This window comes from Anaerococcus marasmi, assembly GCF_900290195.1.
Classification (GTDB): Bacteria; Bacillota; Clostridia; order Tissierellales; family Peptoniphilaceae; genus Anaerococcus; species Anaerococcus marasmi.
The window spans coordinates 1,150,413-1,167,777 of record NZ_OLMF01000004.1 but is presented as its reverse complement, the minus strand read 5'-3'; the positions used below and the strand labels follow the sequence as shown (position 1 = coordinate 1,167,777).

19 protein-coding genes are annotated in these 17,365 nt (G+C 35.5%); 14 read left to right on the top strand and 5 right to left on the bottom strand.

The features are described 5' to 3' along the window. Positions 1 to 14: 14 nt before the first annotated feature. Genes C7D97_RS06040 through C7D97_RS06025 form a run of 4 tightly spaced genes read left to right on the top strand, consistent with a single transcriptional unit; the run spans position 15 to position 4,153 of the window. Positions 15 to 1,085, top strand: coding sequence for an ABC transporter ATP-binding protein (locus C7D97_RS06040; RefSeq protein WP_105301197.1), 1,071 nt, complete (start codon positions 15 to 17; stop codon positions 1,083 to 1,085). Next, positions 1,085 to 1,966 carry a carbohydrate ABC transporter permease gene (locus C7D97_RS06035; protein ID WP_105301196.1) on the top strand — a complete coding sequence of 294 codons (882 nt, stop codon included), beginning with the start codon at positions 1,085 to 1,087 and terminating at the stop codon, positions 1,964 to 1,966. Before C7D97_RS06040 ends, C7D97_RS06035 begins: the two co-directional genes overlap by 1 nt. Then, on the top strand, positions 1,966 to 2,784 hold the full coding sequence (locus tag C7D97_RS06030) for a carbohydrate ABC transporter permease (protein WP_105301195.1): 819 nt from the start codon (positions 1,966 to 1,968) through the stop codon (positions 2,782 to 2,784). The genes C7D97_RS06035 and C7D97_RS06030 overlap by 1 nt, the downstream gene beginning before the upstream one ends. A 49-nt stretch (positions 2,785 to 2,833) precedes the next feature. Beyond that, positions 2,834 to 4,153, top strand: a complete 1,320-nt coding sequence (locus C7D97_RS06025) for an ABC transporter substrate-binding protein (RefSeq protein ID WP_105301862.1) — start codon at positions 2,834 to 2,836, stop codon at positions 4,151 to 4,153. 46 nt (positions 4,154 to 4,199) lie between these two features. Here C7D97_RS06025 and C7D97_RS06020 read toward each other — a convergent pair whose 3' ends face one another. Both C7D97_RS06020 and C7D97_RS06015 read right to left on the bottom strand, forming a co-directional pair. Further along, the gene (locus C7D97_RS06020) at positions 4,200 to 4,454 is read right to left on the bottom strand and encodes a type II toxin-antitoxin system prevent-host-death family antitoxin (protein ID WP_105301194.1); all 255 of its coding nucleotides are present in this window, start codon (positions 4,452 to 4,454) and stop codon (positions 4,200 to 4,202) included. A 193-nt stretch (positions 4,455 to 4,647) separates the two neighbouring features. After that, the gene (locus tag C7D97_RS06015; RefSeq protein WP_105301193.1) at positions 4,648 to 5,778 is read right to left on the bottom strand and encodes a peptidoglycan-binding protein; all 1,131 of its coding nucleotides are present in this window, start codon (positions 5,776 to 5,778) and stop codon (positions 4,648 to 4,650) included. A 208-nt stretch (positions 5,779 to 5,986) separates the two neighbouring features. On the opposite strand from C7D97_RS06015, the gene C7D97_RS06010 reads away from it, so the two are divergent. The 5 genes from C7D97_RS06010 to uraA all read left to right on the top strand — a co-directional run bounded on the left by C7D97_RS06010 (position 5,987) and on the right by uraA (position 10,605). Then, a complete protein-coding gene (locus tag C7D97_RS06010; protein ID WP_105301192.1) occupies positions 5,987 to 7,192 on the top strand; it encodes an arginine deiminase in 1,206 nt (401 codons plus the stop codon). Positions 7,193 to 7,334: 142 nt separating this feature from the next. Further along, positions 7,335 to 7,529, top strand: coding sequence for a hypothetical protein (locus tag C7D97_RS06005; RefSeq protein WP_105301191.1), 195 nt, complete (start codon positions 7,335 to 7,337; stop codon positions 7,527 to 7,529). A 409-nt stretch (positions 7,530 to 7,938) separates the two neighbouring features. Then, positions 7,939 to 8,736, top strand: coding sequence for a class I SAM-dependent methyltransferase (locus C7D97_RS06000; RefSeq protein WP_240308890.1), 798 nt, complete (start codon positions 7,939 to 7,941; stop codon positions 8,734 to 8,736). After that, on the top strand, positions 8,733 to 9,242 hold the full coding sequence (locus tag C7D97_RS05995; RefSeq protein ID WP_105301189.1) for a GNAT family N-acetyltransferase: 510 nt from the start codon (positions 8,733 to 8,735) through the stop codon (positions 9,240 to 9,242). Before C7D97_RS06000 ends, C7D97_RS05995 begins: the two co-directional genes overlap by 4 nt. Positions 9,243 to 9,339: 97 nt before the next feature. Further along, complete coding sequence (gene uraA, locus C7D97_RS05990) at positions 9,340 to 10,605, top strand: uracil permease (protein ID WP_105301188.1); 1,266 nt, start codon at positions 9,340 to 9,342, stop codon at positions 10,603 to 10,605. 39 nt (positions 10,606 to 10,644) lie between these two features. Here the strand turns inward: uraA and C7D97_RS05985 are convergent, their stop codons facing one another. The 3 genes from C7D97_RS05985 to C7D97_RS05975 all read right to left on the bottom strand — a co-directional run bounded on the left by C7D97_RS05985 (position 10,645) and on the right by C7D97_RS05975 (position 12,897). Further along, positions 10,645 to 11,202 (bottom strand): manganese efflux pump MntP, encoded by a 558-nt coding sequence (locus C7D97_RS05985; protein ID WP_105301187.1) that lies wholly within the window; start codon positions 11,200 to 11,202, stop codon positions 10,645 to 10,647. Positions 11,203 to 11,313: 111 nt separating this feature from the next. After that, positions 11,314 to 11,847: an FIVAR domain-containing protein gene (locus C7D97_RS05980; protein ID WP_105301186.1), complete on the bottom strand. Its 534-nt coding sequence runs from the start codon at positions 11,845 to 11,847 to the stop codon at positions 11,314 to 11,316. 18 nt (positions 11,848 to 11,865) lie between these two features. Further along, complete coding sequence (locus tag C7D97_RS05975; protein WP_105301185.1) at positions 11,866 to 12,897, bottom strand: HsdR family type I site-specific deoxyribonuclease; 1,032 nt, start codon at positions 12,895 to 12,897, stop codon at positions 11,866 to 11,868. A 160-nt stretch (positions 12,898 to 13,057) separates the two neighbouring features. On the opposite strand from C7D97_RS05975, the gene C7D97_RS05970 reads away from it, so the two are divergent. The 5 genes from C7D97_RS05970 (at position 13,058) to C7D97_RS05950 (ending at position 17,359) form a co-directional block, all read left to right on the top strand. Beyond that, positions 13,058 to 14,263, top strand: a complete 1,206-nt coding sequence (locus C7D97_RS05970) for a S41 family peptidase (protein ID WP_105301184.1) — start codon at positions 13,058 to 13,060, stop codon at positions 14,261 to 14,263. Beyond that, positions 14,264 to 15,634, top strand: coding sequence for a magnesium transporter (mgtE, locus tag C7D97_RS05965; RefSeq protein ID WP_105301183.1), 1,371 nt, complete (start codon positions 14,264 to 14,266; stop codon positions 15,632 to 15,634). It begins immediately after the preceding gene. 8 nt (positions 15,635 to 15,642) lie between these two features. Then, positions 15,643 to 16,338 (top strand): acyl-[acyl-carrier-protein] thioesterase, encoded by a 696-nt coding sequence (locus C7D97_RS05960; RefSeq protein ID WP_105301182.1) that lies wholly within the window; start codon positions 15,643 to 15,645, stop codon positions 16,336 to 16,338. Beyond that, positions 16,331 to 16,945, top strand: coding sequence for an HD domain-containing protein (locus C7D97_RS05955; RefSeq protein ID WP_105301181.1), 615 nt, complete (start codon positions 16,331 to 16,333; stop codon positions 16,943 to 16,945). The genes C7D97_RS05960 and C7D97_RS05955 overlap by 8 nt, the downstream gene beginning before the upstream one ends. A gap of 147 nt (positions 16,946 to 17,092) precedes the next feature. Next, the gene (locus C7D97_RS05950; RefSeq protein WP_105301180.1) at positions 17,093 to 17,359 is read left to right on the top strand and encodes a hypothetical protein; all 267 of its coding nucleotides are present in this window, start codon (positions 17,093 to 17,095) and stop codon (positions 17,357 to 17,359) included. Positions 17,360 to 17,365 lie beyond the last annotated feature (6 nt).

The window sequence follows — 17,365 nt, the reverse complement described above, 5'->3', positions numbered from 1 at the left end:
ATTAAAGAGGTATTATGATTAATATTGAAAATCTGAACAAAGTTTATGAAAATGGTTATGAGGCCTTAAAGTCTATCAACTTAGATATAGAAGATGGAGCCTTGGTTACTCTTCTAGGGCCTTCTGGCTGCGGTAAGTCTACTATACTAAACATAATAGCAGGAATCCTTGACCCAACTAAGGGAGATATCAAGTTCGATGGGGAAAGTGTAATAAATAAACACCCCAAAGACCGTGATATAGGCATGGTTTTCCAAAACTACGCCCTATATCCCCACATGACAGTTCTAGAAAATATTATCTTTCCGCTTACGGTTGGGGATAAGAAAGTAAAAAAGCAAGAAGCAATCAAGATTGCCCAAAAATACATGGATCTCGCCTATATCGGAGAGATAAAGGATAAAAAGCCGAGTCAAATCTCAGGTGGTCAACAACAAAGGGTGGCCATAGCTCGTGCCCTTATCCAAAATCCAAAGACTCTTCTCCTAGATGAGCCTTTAAGTAACCTAGACGCAAGACTTAGGCTTTCTATTAGAGAAGAGATTAGAAATATAGTAAAGGAAGTTGGAGTAACTACGATTTTTGTAACTCACGACCAGGAAGAGGCTCTTTCTATATCTGATTATATAGCCTTGATGGATAAGGGAGTTATCCAACAATATGATAAGCCACAAAATCTCTACCTAAATCCAGCAAATCTATTCGTTGCGAAATTTATTGGAAATCCAATTATTAATATTTTTGAATTTGAAAAGAAGGATGACAAGCTAATTTCTTCTGATCTAGACCTTAAGCTAGATGATTTTAAGAAAGAAAGATTTAGAAAAGAGTTAAAGGATGGAGATTACCTAGTAGGTATTAGACCAGAGCACTTTATCCTTTATGATGAGAGTGATATCAGGGTAAGAGTTGATTCTATAGAAATGATAGGAAGATATATGATCCTTCACTTTGACTTAGATGATGTAGCTTCCAAAATGATAGTAGATAGCAAGCTTGAGATTAAAGCAGGAGATGAGATAGGAATATCTATAGACTATCCATCAATTTATATTTTTGAAGAAGACGGAAGTAGGGTTTACTAATGAAAAAGCTTAAGTATTCTGCGGAAAAAAACAACAAGGCTTGGCTATATCTAGCCCCAGCCCTTATATCTATCCTTGTTTTTTCTGTCTATCCTTTGATTAGGACCTTTGTTATGAGTATGCAAAATAATAACATACTCGCACCTAGCTTTGTTGGATTTTCAAACTTTCCGATTGTTTTGAAGGATCCTCTCTTTAAGAGGGCTATGATAAATACCTTAATCTATGCGGTAACAGTTGTTCCTTTATCAATAATTATCGCCATGCTTATAGCCCTAGTCCTTAATACCAATATCAAGGGCGGGAAGTTCTTCGAGACTCTATTCTTTATTCCTTACCTAACTAGTGTTATAGCTATAGGTATTGTGTTTAGATATCTATTCCATGGCCAATACGGTTTCATCAACTACCTTCTAGGTTTTGTAGGTCTTGGACCCATAGATTTTCTAAATAATCCTGATTATAATATGACAGCCCTTATAATATTTGGTGTATGGAATGCCTTGGCCTTTAACATTATAGTAATACTCGCAGGTCTAAGGTCAATTGATAAAAATTATTACAAGGTGGCTGAGATGTTTGGTGCAAGCAGCTGGGAGCAATTTAGAAAGATAACCCTCCCACAGCTTAAGTCAATCATTACTTTCTTGTTTCTTACAAGCTTTATCACAGCCTTTAAGGTCTACAATTCAATCTTCGCCCTCTTTAACGGCAGGGCAGGAGTCGGCAATAGACTTGTAACTGCAGTCTTTTATATCTACAACAAGTTCTATGTAGAATACAGATATGGCCAGGCTATGGCTGCTGGAGTGATTTTATTCTTATTCCTCTTAGTACTTACTTTCTTACAAAAGAAGGCAATAGAAAGGTTGGCAAAATAATGCAAAAAGTTTTAAGAGTGATTGGATATATCTTTGTTGTAATCATGGCGATTATTACAGTATTTCCTTTCCTTTATATGATTTCATCATCGCTAATGAGCTTTCAAGAAGTAACGAGTATTCCTCCTAAGCTTCTTCCAGAAAAGCCAATATTTTCAAACTATATCGAGGCTATGAAGGTTGCTCCTTTCGGAAGGTATTTCCTAAATACAGTTTTTGTATCTTTGACCAATACCATAGTTACCTTGATAACTACAACCCTTGCGGCCTTTGCCCTAAACTTTTGTAATTTCAAATACAAAAAGCTCCTAGAAGCCTTCATGCTATCGCTTCTAATGATTCCCTTTGAGATAATAATCTTTACTAACTTTTCAACAATTGCAAGACTTGGTCTTATTGATACTTATACTGCCCTTATTATTCCTTTTTTGGCATCAGTATTTTATATCTTTTACCTAAAGGAATTTCTCAAATCCATACCGATGGATTTCTACAAGGCAGCCAAGGTAGATGGGGCAAGTGATTTCGAATTTATTAGAAAAGTAATGATTCCTATGAGCAAGTCAAATCTATTTACCATAGGACTTTTAAACTTTATTACAGGATGGAACTCTTTCTTGTGGCCAATCCTTGTTACAAACACCACTGAGATGCGACTTATATCAAACGGTCTGTCAGCCTTTGCTAGTGAAGCAGGCCAATTAATTCACCTTCAAATGGCAGCAAGTACTATCACTATAATGCCAATTTTAATATTATATTTCCTCTTTAGGAAACAAATCCTAAGTGGAGTTTCCTATGGGGGTATCAAAAGATAGAAAAATGGTATATAATATTAATGAAGGAAAATATAACAAAGGAGATTTTATGAAAAAGAAATTATCGTTGTTAATGGCTCTAGTTTTGTCACTTGGAGTATTCACAGCATGCGGATCTAATGAAGACGCAAGTGAAGAAAAGGCTGACAGCAAGGTAGAAGAAAGTGCTGATCAAGCTAAAGATGACAAGAAGGAAGAAGAAAAAGAAGAAGACAAGGCGGAAGGTGAAACAGAAATAGTATTCTGGCACGCTATGGGTGGAGGCCAAGGCGAAGCTCTTGAAGATGTGACTAAGAAATTTGAAGAAGAAAACCCAAATATCAAGGTTACCCTTCAAGGTCAAGGAAATTACGGAGACTTAAACCAAATCCTCGTTGCATCTATGCAATCACCAAAGGAACTTCCAACAATAACTCAAGCTTATCCTGACTGGATGCTTCAATTCAAAGATGCTAATATGATAGCAGATCTTACAGACTATGTAAAAGATGGTATTGATGATTACGATGATATCTTCCCAGGTATAAGGGATGAAATCGAACATGATGGCAAGATCGAAGGACTTCCATTTAACAAGTCAACAGAAGTATTTTGGTACAACAAAGACCTCTTCGATGAACTAGGACTTAAGGTTCCAACAAACTACGAAGAGCTTAAGGAAGTATCAAAGAAAATTTACGAAGAAAAGGGAATACCAGGAGTTGGTTTCGACTCTCTATCAAACTTCTACATCACTTACCTTAAAAACAAGGGCATAGATTTTGATAAGGATCTAGATGTAGCAGGTCCTGAATCAGTAGAAGCAGTTGAATATTATCTAGAAGGAATCAAAGAAGGTTACTTTAGAATCGCGGGAACTGACCAATATATGTCAGGCCCATTTGCTAATGAGCAAGCAGGCGCCTACATCGGTTCAAACGCTGGTGAAGTATATATTAAAGAAGGGGTAGACGGCAAGTTCGAATACGAAGCAGCTCCTTATCCAGCAGAAAAAGCCTTCCAACAAGGTACAAATATCTATATGTTTGACAAAGCTAGTGATGAAGAAAAGAAAGCAGCTTTTGATTATATCAAATACCTATCTAGCAAGGATGGCCAAATCGACTTTGCTCTAGCAACAGGCTACATGCCAGCTAGGAAATCTGCTGTAACAGATGACAAGTACAAATCATCTGACTCTAAGATTGCTCCAATCCTAGATGATGCAAGTGAGAAGTTATTCTCTAGACCACTTGTTCCAGGAAGCCAACAAGCCTACAACGACGTAGCAAGCTTACTTGAAAGCATCCTTTCAAATCCAAATGCAGACGTTAAGGCAGAGCTTGAAGCATTCGCACCACAATTTAAAGCAGACTTTGAAGCTCAATAAAGTTAAAGAGAAACAGGCGAGAAATAATAATCTTGCCTGTTTTTCTTTACTCAATATCTAGCTTGAGCTGGATATTATATTCGTCTTTTATCTTTTCAATAAGTCTTCTCGCAACTTCTTCCATATCCTCGCCCATAAGAATTTCTTCTGTCTTTACCATATCATAGGGTAGTAGGACATAAGATATCTTGCTATTTTTGATAATTGCAGCATAACCATTTCGATCAGCCGCCCTCGTTATTTTCGAAAAATTAGAATTAGCTTCGGACATAGTATATAGATTTTCATCAGAAAATTTCATAAGAGCCTCCTATATACATTATATCATAATTGTATGATATTTAATCACCAAGACAAAGCGATAATATATAGGAAATCTCGCTTTCCTTTTTTGAATTCCCAAATAGGGGAAATGAAGATTAACGCAAAATTTTATAAATCGAAAAATTCGCAAGCAAAAAGCCAAAGGCATATGTGCCCTTGACTTAATAGACTTATTTGTTTGCAGCATCTACTATAAGTTGTAGGTAATTTGCTGTATCTTTTAGGGTTGCTCCTGTTACAGAATCAATTGTTCCGTCTTCGTTTTTAGCTGCTATAGCTTCTTCAATTTCTGCTGCAGTCTTTCCAGCAACGAATTTTTCGATTGCTTCAAAGTTGTCTTTGATTGAAACTGTTGATTGAGCTTTTTCTGTCATTAGAGACGAATATTTATCGTTATTTTCTAGCTTAGAAACTAGGGCCTTGTTGCTATCAGCATAGCCTTGAGTAAAGTCATCTTCTGCATTTGTGATTCCTTCAGAATCTTCCATGTATTGGAATTCGTCGAAGCTTGCTGCGATGATCTTATCGCCTTCCATAGCTAGAACGCAATCAGCAAATGATTTGTCTCCGTGAGGAGCACCTGTAACAGCCTTAAATGTAATATCTTCTGGATTTTCTGCATGTCCTACAGATAGGAATTGGTCATCTCTTGCAACTGTTACTACGTGGTTTAGTAGGGCAGGAGTTGACTTGAATGTTGCTCCTGTTACAGCTTCGATTATTTCGTCTTCACTATTGTCTTTTAGGAAGGTTTCAACTTCTTCGATTGTTTTACCCTTTACGAACTGAGATATTCCTTCGTAAGTTTCCTTAAGACTTGTAGGAGATCCTGCTTCCTTCATTTCTGATGAATATTGCTCTTCGTTATCCATCTTTGAGATAAGTATTTTTCCTTCAGCTGTTCCTTCTCCAAATCCCTTATCAGAATTTGGTGTAGCTTGATAGCCCTTATCGTCTCCAGCGTATTGGTATTCGTCGATTGATACTCCAACAATCTTATCTCCACTTGTTGCAACAACTATACGAGGGAAAGATCTGGCTCCTTCGCTTTTTGGATAGCCCCTGTGAAGAATTACATTGCCTTCAGCTTGTTCAGCATTTTCTGGCTTAACTTCTTCGACCTTTTCCTCTTCCTTGTCGGCTTCATCTTTGTTATCAGTAGCCTTATCGTCTTTGTTTTCGGCAGATTCTTCTACCTTAGTATCTTCTTTCTTGTCAACTTCTTTGTCAGCTGTGTTTCCACATGCGCTTAGGACTAAAGCTGTCGCAAGCATAAGAGATGCTATATTAAATTTTTTCATTAGTTTCCCTCCTAGTATAAGATATATCTAATTCACATTATATTTGAATTAAGTAAGTTTGCAAGTTTAGACGATGGTAAGCTTTTCTTTTGTCAGAATTTTGGGTATAATTAAGATATAAAATTAAAGATGTTGGCTGGGCTAATTGATTATAGGTAGTTTTTTGAGAAAGAAACTGCCTTTTTTTAAGGATATTTAAGGAGAAAATATGAATAATATCAACGTAAATAACGAAATCAACAAACTCAAGAAGGTCCTCGTACATAGGCCAGGCGATGAGCTACTAAATCTTACACCAAATGCCTTGGACGAGTTACTCTTTGACGACATACCTGACCTAGACAAGGCCAAGGAAGAGCACGACGAATTTGCTAAGATTTTTAGAAATGAGGGAGTAGAGGTAGTTTATCTAGAAGACTTGATGGCAGAGACTTTAAAAGATAGTAAGGAGCTTAAAGAAAAATTTCTTGACCAATACCTTAAAGAGGCAGATATAGAAGATGAAATAGTCCTTAGTGAGGCGAAAAAGTTATTAGAATCTATAAAAGATGATAAAGAATTCGTCCTAAAGACTATGGCAGGCCTTACCCTAAATGAGCTAGGAATCAAAAATGACCACGTCCTATTTGACTATAAATACACCGCCATAAATCCTATGCCAAATCTTTACTTTACCAGAGATCCTTTCTCCACAATAGGAAAGGGAGTATCCATCAACACCATGTATTCAGTTACAAGATCAAGAGAGACAATATATGCTGACTATATATTTAACTACCACAAGGATTACAAGGGGACTAAGAATTATTATGGTAGGGGAAATAGATACCATATAGAAGGTGGAGATATATTAAATATAAATGAAAATCTCTTGATGATTGGCATAAGTCAAAGAACTCAACTAGCGGCAATCAAGGACCTTGCTCACAATATCTTATTTGATGAGGAGTCCAAGATTAAAGAAATTATTGCAATAAACATCCCCAATGAAAGAGCCTACATGCACCTAGATACTGTCTTTACTCAAATCGATTATGACACCTTCACCTACCATCCTGGAATAATTTCTACTTTCCATGCTATTAAATTTAGCAAAAAAGATGATAGGATTATGGAAGAGATTATAGAAAAATCTCTAGACGACCTTTTAAAAGATGCCCTAAAGCTAGATGAAATAAAACTGCTTCCATGTGGCGGCGGAGATCCAATAGCAGCCCTTAGAGAACAATGGACAGATGGATCAAACACCCTAGCTATCGCTCCAGGCAAGGTAATAGTCTATAAGAGAAATACCGTGACCAACCAAATGCTCGAGCTAAACGGCATAGAAGTAATAAAGCTTGACTCATCAACCCTAACTGTAGGTAGGGGAGGACCAAGATGTATGTCTATGCCACTTGTAAGAGAAGATTAAAGATAAGTTAAAAACAAAAACATATAAATTAATATAAACTAATTTGAAAATCAATAATATGGAAAGTATAATCAAGATATAGAAAGAAAGGCCAACTAGGGTAGAAGATCTACTCTTTTGAAAATTAAAGAAAGAGGCAGAAATGTTTGATTATAGAAACAATAGAGGAAGAAAAGAAGAAAATACAGTAGGAAAAGTACTATTTACAGCTGCTGCAACAGCAGTAGGAGCTTATCTATACCTCAAAAACAATAATAAGATGGACGAAGTTAAAGATAAGGTAGATGATATAAAAGACGAAATAATAGATGCAGTAAAAGGCGAAGACCTTTTGTAAAATAAACCATAAAGCTTTTGAGATCGGCAAGTCCACTAAGTTAGGATTTGTCGATTTTTATTTAGGAAATATATCATTAGATATATAGATAAAAAAGCAAAAACAAGTAAAAGACAAGGCAGTAGTTCGCACCTACTGCCTTGTCTTGAATCTCATGAAGATTCATACTCTACATTTCCTTGAAGTTTAATCAAGGGCTTTTTTGGAGATTGAAAAGCTTGCTTCTCCTAATGATATTATATATTTTATCCTTTAATTTTCAAATATTTAAGTTCGTTAGAAAATAGTTTCCAACTCTTAATTTACCTATGAAGAAAGTTTTACAGTTTTTGATTAAGGATATTTACATATAATATAGAATAAATATTTTAACAAGGTACATTAATTTTAAAGGAGTTATGATATGGATATGAGCGAGATTTTAAAAATTGATAACGACTTAGATAGGAACGAAGAATTATATAAGGTATTTGATGAAGATAAACGCCTTAAATCAAGAACTGGTCTTGTAGAAAAAATAACTACTCTAAAAGAAATAGAAAAACTAATTAGTTCAGACTCAAAAATCCTTGATGTTGGTGCTGGAACAGGAGCCTATACCCTTCCACTAGGTCAAAAAGCTTGTGAGATAGTAGCCTTTGAGCCATCATCTTCAAATTTTAAACTTTTAAAATCTAGGTCAAAAGCCTTTGCCAAGATAAAAGCCTATAATAAGTCCTCTTATGACCTAAAAGATCTAGAATCAAATTATTTTGATATAGTGCTTTTGTTTGGTCCAATGTATCATCTATCCAAGGAAGAAGACAGAAGAGATGTGTTTAGACAGGCAAAAAGAGTGTGCAAAGATGATGGTTATATATTAATATCTTTTATAAATCACGACACTGTCCTAATAAGTGAAACTATTAATTATAACACAAATATTTTTTCTAGTGATTCTTATATTAGCGAAAAGCAGAGATTAATAGATAGACCTTTTGTATTTTTCAAATTAAATGAAGCGAAAGAAATGATTGAAAAAGCAGGTTTAACTATAAAAGAAATAGTTGCAAGCGATGGCTTTGCTGAGATTTTAAGCCAAAAATTGGAAGAAATGGCGGAAGAATCATTTAATAATTATCTAGCCTTCCACCTTAATAATTGCAAAAATCCAGAAACACTAGGAGCTAGTAACCACTTGCTTTTTGTGTGTGAGAATAAAAAATGAATAATATAAAATTATATATACCAAAAGAAAATGAATTAGATTTTGCCAAAATTCTATTAAATGATCCTCTTACTATGGCTTACAACAAAGGATATGATCTGCAATTTGCTGGCTATGATAAGACTACAGGCTGCATAATTCCCGATAGAAGCTATCGGGAAAGACGGTATGATATTTATTTTTTTAATCCAGGTGATTATTTTTACGCCTATATCTATGATGAAGAATTAAAAAAATTTGTAGGTGATGTAAATTTTCACCCTTCAAGCTTAGGATTTCGCACCAGGGACATAGGTATTGTAATTAAAAATGAGTATAGGGGACAGGGTTACGGTAAGGCTGGTCTAAAACTTTTAATCGATAAGGCTTTTTCCTTTGAAAATATAGAATATCTTCATAATAATTTTGAGAAAACACGAACATATGCTTATAAAATCCATATAGACCTAGGTTTTAAAGTTATTGGGATAGAGGATAATATTGTCGAATTAGTTTGTGAAAAATAAATAAAAAGATATTTAGATAGAAATTTATTTTAATGATATAGTTTGACAAGTCCTCTCTATTTTGCTACAATATCATGTGGAAATTTAGGGAGGTATTATGAAAAATTCTAAGAAAATTTACAAAGTAGAAGAAAAAGTTCCATTAAAATTATTGTTACCCTTGTCGATCCAACATACTTTTGCAATGTTTGGCGCTAGTGTCCTAGTTCCTATTTTATTTGGCATTAATCCAGGTATCGTATTATTGATGAACGGTATCGGAACTTTATTATTTATATTAATTACTAAACAAAAAGCACCTGCTTATTTGGGTTCTTCATTCGCATTTTTAGCTCCAGGTACAGCTATTATCGCAAGCGAAGGTTTCCAATATGCTCAGGGTGCTTTTATTGTGGTCGGAATTGTCGGCTGTATCTTAGCTTATATAATATATAAGTTTGGTACAGGTTGGATAGATGTCCTTCTTCCACCTGCAGCTATGGGAGCAGTTGTTGCCCTTATAGGTTTTGAGCTTGCTGGAAATACTGTAACAGGAGGAACAATTGGGGCCAATCTTATGACAGATACAGCAAGTTCTAAGGACTTTTTGGTCTTTTTTATAACACTATTTACAGCAATCATCGGTTCAGTTGCCTTTAAGGGATTCTTCTCAACAATTCCAATCTTAATCTCAATTGTAGTAGGCTATATTGCTGCGGTATTTTTCGGTATGGTAGACTTTACTCCCGTAAGAGAAGCAAGCCTATTTACCCTACCAAACTTCAGGGCACCTAGGTTTTCAGCTAGTGCAATCCTTGCTATGCTTCCAGTAATCCTAGTAATCACGAGCGAGCATATTTCTCACCAAGTAGTAACAAGCAATATCATAGGAAGAGATCTTTTAAAAGAACCAGGTCTACACAGATCAATCTTTGCCGATAACTTCTCATCAGCCCTATCAGGACTTGTAGGCGGTGTTCCTACTACAACTTACGGAGAAAATATCGGAGTTATGGCTATTACAGGAGTCTACTCAGTCCAAGTTATTGGGGGAGCTGCAGTTATTTCGATAATTATGGCCTTCTTCGGACCCTTGGCTGCAATTATTCAAACTATTCCAGGAAATGTAATTGGAGGAGTTACCTTCTTACTTTATGGAATGATAGGTACAAGCGGTATAAGACTATTGGTAGATCAGAAGGTAGATTATTCTAAATCTTATAACTTAGTTTTGACATCAGTAATATTTATAGCAGGTCTTTCAGGGCTTTCTTTAAAGTTTGGAGCAATAGAGCTACAGGGAATGGTCCTAGCTTCAGTTGTAGCGGTTGTACTTTCTGCCCTTATGACCCTTCTTAGAAAATTAAATCTAATTAATCAGTAAAAATAAAGCTCCCCGTTAAGGGGAGTTTTTCAGTTGATATTATTGTAAAAATAAGTGTTCGATTAAAATTTTCGCTCCAAGGCCTATGAGGATTATTCCTCCTGCAAGCTCTGCTATCTGCTTACTCTTCATGCCAAGTTTTGAGCCAATCTTAAAGCCTATTACTGAAAGAAGGGCAGTTACGATCCCTATTGTAGATGCAGACTTTACTATATCTATATTTAAAAAGGCAAGCCCTACTCCTACAGCTAGAGCATCGATAGAGGTAGCAACTCCCATTTTTGATAAGGATAAGAAGTCAAAGCCGTGATTAACTTCACAATAGGCATTTCTTGATGCTTTAATCATCTCAAGGCCTAAGATTAGAAGCAAGAAAAATGCTATCCAATGATCAATAGCCCTTATAGCTTCCGCAAATCTTCTTCCTAACAAGAATCCAATAACTGGCATAAAGGCTTGGAAAAATCCAAAACAAAAACCAACCGACAAACTGTTTTTTATAGAATGTGTCTTCTCAGATAAGCCCTTGCAGATACTTGCGGCAAAAGCATCCATGGCAAGGCCAACTGACAATATTAATAATGATGCTGTATCCAAAAATCCCCCTTTATCTTCCTTAAGTAAATCGCTTATATATTTAACCAGAAAGCTAACTTAATGCAAGTATAAAGAAAAATCGGCCAGCGTGGCCGATCTTACTCTACTCATTTATTCAAATTGACTTATTATACTTTCTGCTTTTGCAATAATTTCGTTACTTCTTCTTATAATGTCGTTTGCTCTATCACCCATTGAGCGAGCTAAGGCAGGATATTCACTCATTATATAATTAATTGATTTTATAGTAATTTTATGATCGTCAATAGTAGCTTTTAATTCTTGAACTGCTAGTATTTTCTTGCCATATTCTTTTAGATTATTCTTGGCATCGTTAAGTCCTATTGTCGCATTTCTAAGCTCTTCATAGCTTGCATTTTCATTATTTAGGACTGACTTAGCATACTCTAGGGCCCCATTATATTCTGCCTTAAGGCTTTCTTTATTTATTAGTCCGTATGCTTTAGATGCGAAAATATTTTCGCTATCATTAACTCCTTTTTGCAATTGTTCTCTTTGAGTTGCTATTTCGTTTTCAGCTGCATAGCTTATGCTTACCGGAGATATGGTTTGAAAACCTGGTACTGTTGCTAGAAAAGCAAAGTTTATAGTAAATATTAGGGCTAGTAGTTTTTTCTTAAGCATTCTTACTCCTTTTCTTTATTAATTCATTCCATATTGTTCTAAGATTTTGTTAGCTTTTTCGATCACCTTAGCAGATTTTTCGAGGTAAGCTCTGATTCTATCGCCGTTATTTTTGGCAATAGATGGGTAGTCTAAGAGCATTTTGCAAGCCTTAACTGTTATTTGGTGCTCTTTTTTAGCTGCTTTTAACTCTTCTAGAGCCTTTTTTATTTTTTCTGCATCTTCTTTAAGTTTTAGACCTTCTTTTGCTTCCTTTAAATTATTTATGCTTTCTTCATATTCTTCAAGCTTTGAATTAGGATTGTTTTCTATTGATTTTGCACTTGTTAGAGCAAGTTCAAACATTTTGTAGGTATTTTCGGTGTATTTGTCCTTTTCTTTAACAATTTCTTCTGATTCTTTAATTTCTTTAGCTAGGTTTTCTTTTGTTCTATTTTCCTTAACAGCTCTGATTATAGCTTCTCTTGCTTCTCTTATATCTGAGACTGCTTTTTCGTATTCACCTTCAGATAATTTATTAGATCCTTTGTTGAAAACTAAGTATCCATTTGTAATCGCAAGATCATAAAGGTCTTTTTTATCTTTTGGAGCATTTTTATAATTGGAATCATTTCTTACGAAACCTTGGGATTCCATTAATAATTTGGCTAGGGTTTCTGTATCTACACTTTCTCCGTTTAGCTTATCTTTTGCTTCATTTAGCAAGGCTAATTGAGATTTTGCTTTTTCTGCTTCTATCTTGTAAGCTTCATCACTGGTTAAATCCTTTTCTTCTTCTAGGAAAGCTTTAGTCTTTTCCATTATTCCATCAAAAGATGCCTTTGGATAAGATGTTGAGTTTATATAAGTATAGTCATCATATAAGTTAAGGTAAGAATTGTAACTATCTTTTAATTCTTTAAAAGCATCTTCGTATATTTCTTGTACGCTTCTTTCTTGGTTAATTTCTGAGGCTGCTTGTACATTTGTTAAGCTTTGTCCGTTTCCTAGGACGAAACTTGTAGCTAGTGCTACTGCTAGTATTCCCTTTTTAAGATTATTCTTTTTCATAAAAACTCCTTTTTCTAGTTTTACTTTCCTTTATTATACCATAGAACCCTTAAGCTTTCAGTATTTGTCCTATCTTTGCTGACAATTTAATTTATTTTTCTTCTTGTGTGTATTCTTACCCCTTTTGTGATATAGTATATTATATATTAATGGAGGCTATATGAAAAAATTTGGAAAAGTTATATTGGCTCTTGTCCTAACGGCAGGAGTTGGTTTTACAGGCTATGTTGTTGGCCTAAATCGTGATTTAAATGCTACAAATAAGAGTGAAGACCAAGCACATATCGAAGATATGCATATGCTAGAGAGCTTACTTGATAAGAACTTCCTCTTTGATTATGAAAAAGAAGATCTCTATGAAGGATCTCTTAAGGGAATGTTTGCTAATCTAGGCGATCCTTACACCCAATATTATAGCAAGGATGAGTTTTCCAAGCTAATGGAGACTCTCGACGGTAGATATAAGGGAATTGGAGTTTTGGTTCAAGCGAGCAAGGAAGGCTTTATCAAGGTCGTTCAAGTCTTTGACGGATCTCCTGCTGCTGAGGCTGGCCTTAAGGAAGGCGATTATATAATCAAGGTCGAAGGTAAGGAATATTCCGCAGATCAAATGGAAGAAGCTGTCGCTATTATGAAGGGTGAGGAAGATACTAGTGTCAAAATCACTGTAAGAAGAGTGGAAGAAGACGGTAAGAACTTCAAAGATATAGATATGGAAGTCGCAAGACGCGATGTCAAAGTCGATACTATTGATGAAAGTCTTATGGAAGCAAGAGATAAGAAAATCGGCTACATTCACATCAAATCCTTTGATGATGTAACAGGAGAAGACTTCGAGGATTCCTACAAAAAGCTAAAGGATGCTGGAATGGAAGGGCTTGTTCTAGATCTTAGAAATAACCCTGGCGGATCTTTGGATGTATGTCTTGATATAGCAGATAAGTTCTTAGATAAGGGAGTCATAGTTACTACAGAAGATAAAAACGGAGAAGTAATCACAGAAGAAAGTGATGAAGGTAAAGACGATATCCCAATGACAGTTCTAGTAAATGAAAACTCTGCATCTGCAAGCGAGATTTTATCTGGAGCGCTTAAAGACAGAGATAGGGCAAAGATTATAGGTAAGAAGACTTTCGGTAAAGGAATTGTACAAAAACTTTTCCCACTAGACGATGGATCAGGGGCTAAGATTACAATAAGCGAATACCACACACCATCAGGTGCAAAAATTAATAAGGTCGGAGTAGAGCCTGATATAGAAGTAGAAAATAGTGAAGAAACTCTTGAAATCTCAAAGGATAACCTCTCAAAGGATGATCAATTCAAAAAGGCCCTCCAAGTCCTCTTAGACCAAATGGGTGAATAGATGCAAAACTATGATGATTATTCAAAAAGAGTAGAAGAGTTAAACTCACTTCTAGAAAAGCGCGACGGGACCAATCTTTCCAAACTTTTAAGAAGGACTAATCCCGTCGATATAGAAGAATTCATATCGACCCTAAGCGCAGAAGATGCCCTAATCGTCTTTAGGCTCCTCAAAAAGGAAGATGCGATAGAAGTTTTTGCAGAGCTTGGTCCAGATGATAAGGATAAGATAAAAAAGGGACTAAATGATACAGAATTTCATTCGCTTTTAGACCAACTAGACTTTGACGATATGATAGACACCCTAGAGGAGATGCCAGCTTCTGTTGTTCAAAAGATTCTAAGAAATACTGATACAGAAAAGAGAAAGAAAGTAAACCAATATCTTAAGTTTCCGGAAGATTCTGCAGCAAGTCTGATGACTCCAGAATTTGTGGAGCTTAAGATAACAATGTCTGTAAGTGAAGCCTTAAGGACAATAAAAAGGATTGGCAATAACAAGGTCACTGTCTATACATGTTATGTTACAGATTCTACCAAAAAGCTTTTAGGCTATGTATCTTTGAGAAATCTCGTTACAAGTGATGGGGATACTTCGATATCAACTCTTCTCTATGAAGATGTGATCACAGTTAGAACAGACGATGACCAAGAAGACGTAGCAAGGACCTTTCAAAAATACGGCTTCACTGTCCTACCAGTAGTAGATAAGGAAGATAGGCTCGTAGGAATTATCACGGTAGATGATATCATGTGGATAATCGAAAAAGAAGCTACAGAAGACTTCCAAATCATGGCTGCTACCACACCAGAAGAGGAAGAATACAGCAAGATGAGCGTTTGGGACCTTGCCAAAAACAGGATTCCCTGGTTGATGTTTCTTATGATCTCATCTGCTTTTACCTCAACTATACTTAAAAGCTACGAGGCAGTTATCCAGTCGATAATTGCCCTTAATATGTTTATACCGATGTTAACTGACTCTGGAGGAAATGCAGGAAGCCAGACCTCAACCCTTGTAATCCGTGCCATGGCTACAAAGGACATAGAACTATCCGATTGGGCCAAGGTAGTTTGGAAGGAATGTAGGATTGGAATGGTATGCGGTCTATTTTTATCCGTAGTAGGATTTTTCAAATGCTATCTTTTTGATAAGGTAGGAGTTGAGATTGCCCTTATGGTTTCTGTTACACTTTTCTTTATAGTTGTTAGTGCCAAGGTGGTAGGCTCTCTTCTTCCAATAATTGCTAAGAGACTCGGGGCAGACCCTGCTATAATGGCAAGTCCCCTTATCACAACCATAGTAGATTCCCTGGGCCTAATAGTTTACTTTAACATAGCTCAAATGTTTATGGATGTTGCACCAATATAGGGAGAATTATGAAATATAAGAAAAAATATACTATAGGACATATGTTTTGTGACCGCTATGGGTATTTGACCATGAGAAATTTGGCAAGTCTAATGTTTGATGTTAGTTTCGATCAAGCAAGTTCCCTCGAAAAGGATATCGACATGGAAAACTTCAGATGGATTGCTTATTCATGGGAGATAGATATCAAAGAATGTGTAAGGCTTGATGATGAGATAGAAATCACAACCATACCTACCCATATGAATAGGTTTTATGCCTATAGGGATTTTATAGTAGAAAAGAATGGGGAAATCCTTGTTAAGGCTAAGGCAGTGTTTTTATTGATGGATATAGAAAGACTTCGTCCAGTGAAAATCCTTGATGATTTAGTAAAGGCCTACGGCAGAGAAGAGGAAGTATTTACTGCTAGGGATGTGAAACTAGAAAAAGACCTTGAATTCATCAAGGATATTTATATTAGGAAGGCAGATATAGATACAAATTTCCATGTAAACAATGCAGTTTACTTCGATTATATCGAGGAACTTTCGGATATTTTCGCCAAAGATATAGGATATATCAAATTAGTTTATAGAAATGAAATTAGAGATAAGAAAAGCGTAAGGGCCTTAGGGAAAAAGAGCGGAGATGAATTCTCCTTTGCCCTAGAAGATGGGTCTTCTAAGACCTACGCTTATGGAAAGATAAGATTAGATGTATAAAGAAGGATTTGGGAATATTCCCAACAAGGATAAGATAATAGATTATTTAGAAAAAGGCTTTAAGGATAAGTCTGATAGGTGGATTATAAAATCCTGGCTTTGCGGGAAAACTGCAGAGAAAATGGCTGAAGACTTGGGACTTGACCCAGATATAGCTCTGGCTTCTGCCTCCCTTGCCCAGATCGGTAAGTCCTCTACTAGTGATAATAATTTTCTAGAAGGCTTTAAGATTCTTAGGGCAGATTCTTATTTTTTCCCAGCGAAGGTTGCCATAAGCCAGAGCTTTCCCCTAAAGGACTTAGAGCTTTACAAGGATATTTACGACCTAGATCCCAAGGAGGAAGAATTTATAAGAAATTTCTTATATATTTATGATTACACAGACTATGACTACCTAGTCCAGTATCTTTATGTGATATTTGATGAAAACTTTGTAGGACTTGAGAAAGGGATGGAACTTTTCTTAGATGAATCCTATCCAGCTTACTTTAGGGAAAGATTTTATGAATTAGAAGAATATTTCCTACCTAAACTCAAAAAAGAATTAGAAGACTATCTCATTAGAGCCAAAAAATCCAAGTTTCCCTACAAGCTTTTTAGGGACTAGGATTATTAAAATTTAAAGAATATACAAGCTAGATCTTGTTTGCAAATATGAGTAACAGCAGTATATTATTAGTGAATTTATTTTACCAAACCCAAGGAGGCTGTTGCAATCTCGCAAGAGTCTCCTGATTTTTTTATAGGAGTGTTTATGAAAGTAAAAGTGTGCAAAAATTGCTCAAACGTTGATATAGATAAGCTAGAAAAACTTAGTGACGAATATGGATTTAAACTAAAGACAGGCTGTATAGGTCATTGCAAAAAGGGACAGAAAGATCAATCCTTTGGAGAGATTAAGTCAAAATTTGTCAAGGTAAAAGACTCTGATGAATTTATGAAAAAGGTCGAAAAAAAGGCTATCAAGGCAAATAAATCCAAGAAAAATAAAAAAGATAAAAAGAAAAAGAAGAGTAAGTAGATATAT

What these genes read in the sequence shown, in the direction of transcription:
- C7D97_RS06040 (WP_105301197.1), top strand. Translation starts at nt 15, where the DNA reads ATGATTAATATTGAAAATCTGAACAAAGTTTATGAAAATGGTTATGAG.
- C7D97_RS06035 (WP_105301196.1), top strand. Translation starts at nt 1,085, where the DNA reads ATGAAAAAGCTTAAGTATTCTGCGGAAAAAAACAACAAGGCTTGGCTA.
- C7D97_RS06030 (WP_105301195.1), top strand. Translation starts at nt 1,966, where the DNA reads ATGCAAAAAGTTTTAAGAGTGATTGGATATATCTTTGTTGTAATCATG.
- C7D97_RS06025 (WP_105301862.1), top strand. Translation starts at nt 2,834, where the DNA reads ATGAAAAAGAAATTATCGTTGTTAATGGCTCTAGTTTTGTCACTTGGA.
- C7D97_RS06020 (WP_105301194.1), bottom strand. Translation starts at nt 4,454, where the DNA reads ATGAAATTTTCTGATGAAAATCTATATACTATGTCCGAAGCTAATTCT.
- C7D97_RS06015 (WP_105301193.1), bottom strand. Translation starts at nt 5,778, where the DNA reads ATGAAAAAATTTAATATAGCATCTCTTATGCTTGCGACAGCTTTAGTC.
- C7D97_RS06010 (WP_105301192.1), top strand. Translation starts at nt 5,987, where the DNA reads ATGAATAATATCAACGTAAATAACGAAATCAACAAACTCAAGAAGGTC.
- C7D97_RS06005 (WP_105301191.1), top strand. Translation starts at nt 7,335, where the DNA reads ATGTTTGATTATAGAAACAATAGAGGAAGAAAAGAAGAAAATACAGTA.
- C7D97_RS06000 (WP_240308890.1), top strand. Translation starts at nt 7,939, where the DNA reads ATGAGCGAGATTTTAAAAATTGATAACGACTTAGATAGGAACGAAGAA.
- C7D97_RS05995 (WP_105301189.1), top strand. Translation starts at nt 8,733, where the DNA reads ATGAATAATATAAAATTATATATACCAAAAGAAAATGAATTAGATTTT.
- uraA (WP_105301188.1), top strand. Translation starts at nt 9,340, where the DNA reads ATGAAAAATTCTAAGAAAATTTACAAAGTAGAAGAAAAAGTTCCATTA.
- C7D97_RS05980 (WP_105301186.1), bottom strand. Translation starts at nt 11,847, where the DNA reads ATGCTTAAGAAAAAACTACTAGCCCTAATATTTACTATAAACTTTGCT.
- C7D97_RS05975 (WP_105301185.1), bottom strand. Translation starts at nt 12,897, where the DNA reads ATGAAAAAGAATAATCTTAAAAAGGGAATACTAGCAGTAGCACTAGCT.
- C7D97_RS05970 (WP_105301184.1), top strand. Translation starts at nt 13,058, where the DNA reads ATGAAAAAATTTGGAAAAGTTATATTGGCTCTTGTCCTAACGGCAGGA.
- mgtE (WP_105301183.1), top strand. Translation starts at nt 14,264, where the DNA reads ATGCAAAACTATGATGATTATTCAAAAAGAGTAGAAGAGTTAAACTCA.
- C7D97_RS05960 (WP_105301182.1), top strand. Translation starts at nt 15,643, where the DNA reads ATGAAATATAAGAAAAAATATACTATAGGACATATGTTTTGTGACCGC.
- C7D97_RS05955 (WP_105301181.1), top strand. Translation starts at nt 16,331, where the DNA reads ATGTATAAAGAAGGATTTGGGAATATTCCCAACAAGGATAAGATAATA.
- C7D97_RS05950 (WP_105301180.1), top strand. Translation starts at nt 17,093, where the DNA reads ATGAAAGTAAAAGTGTGCAAAAATTGCTCAAACGTTGATATAGATAAG.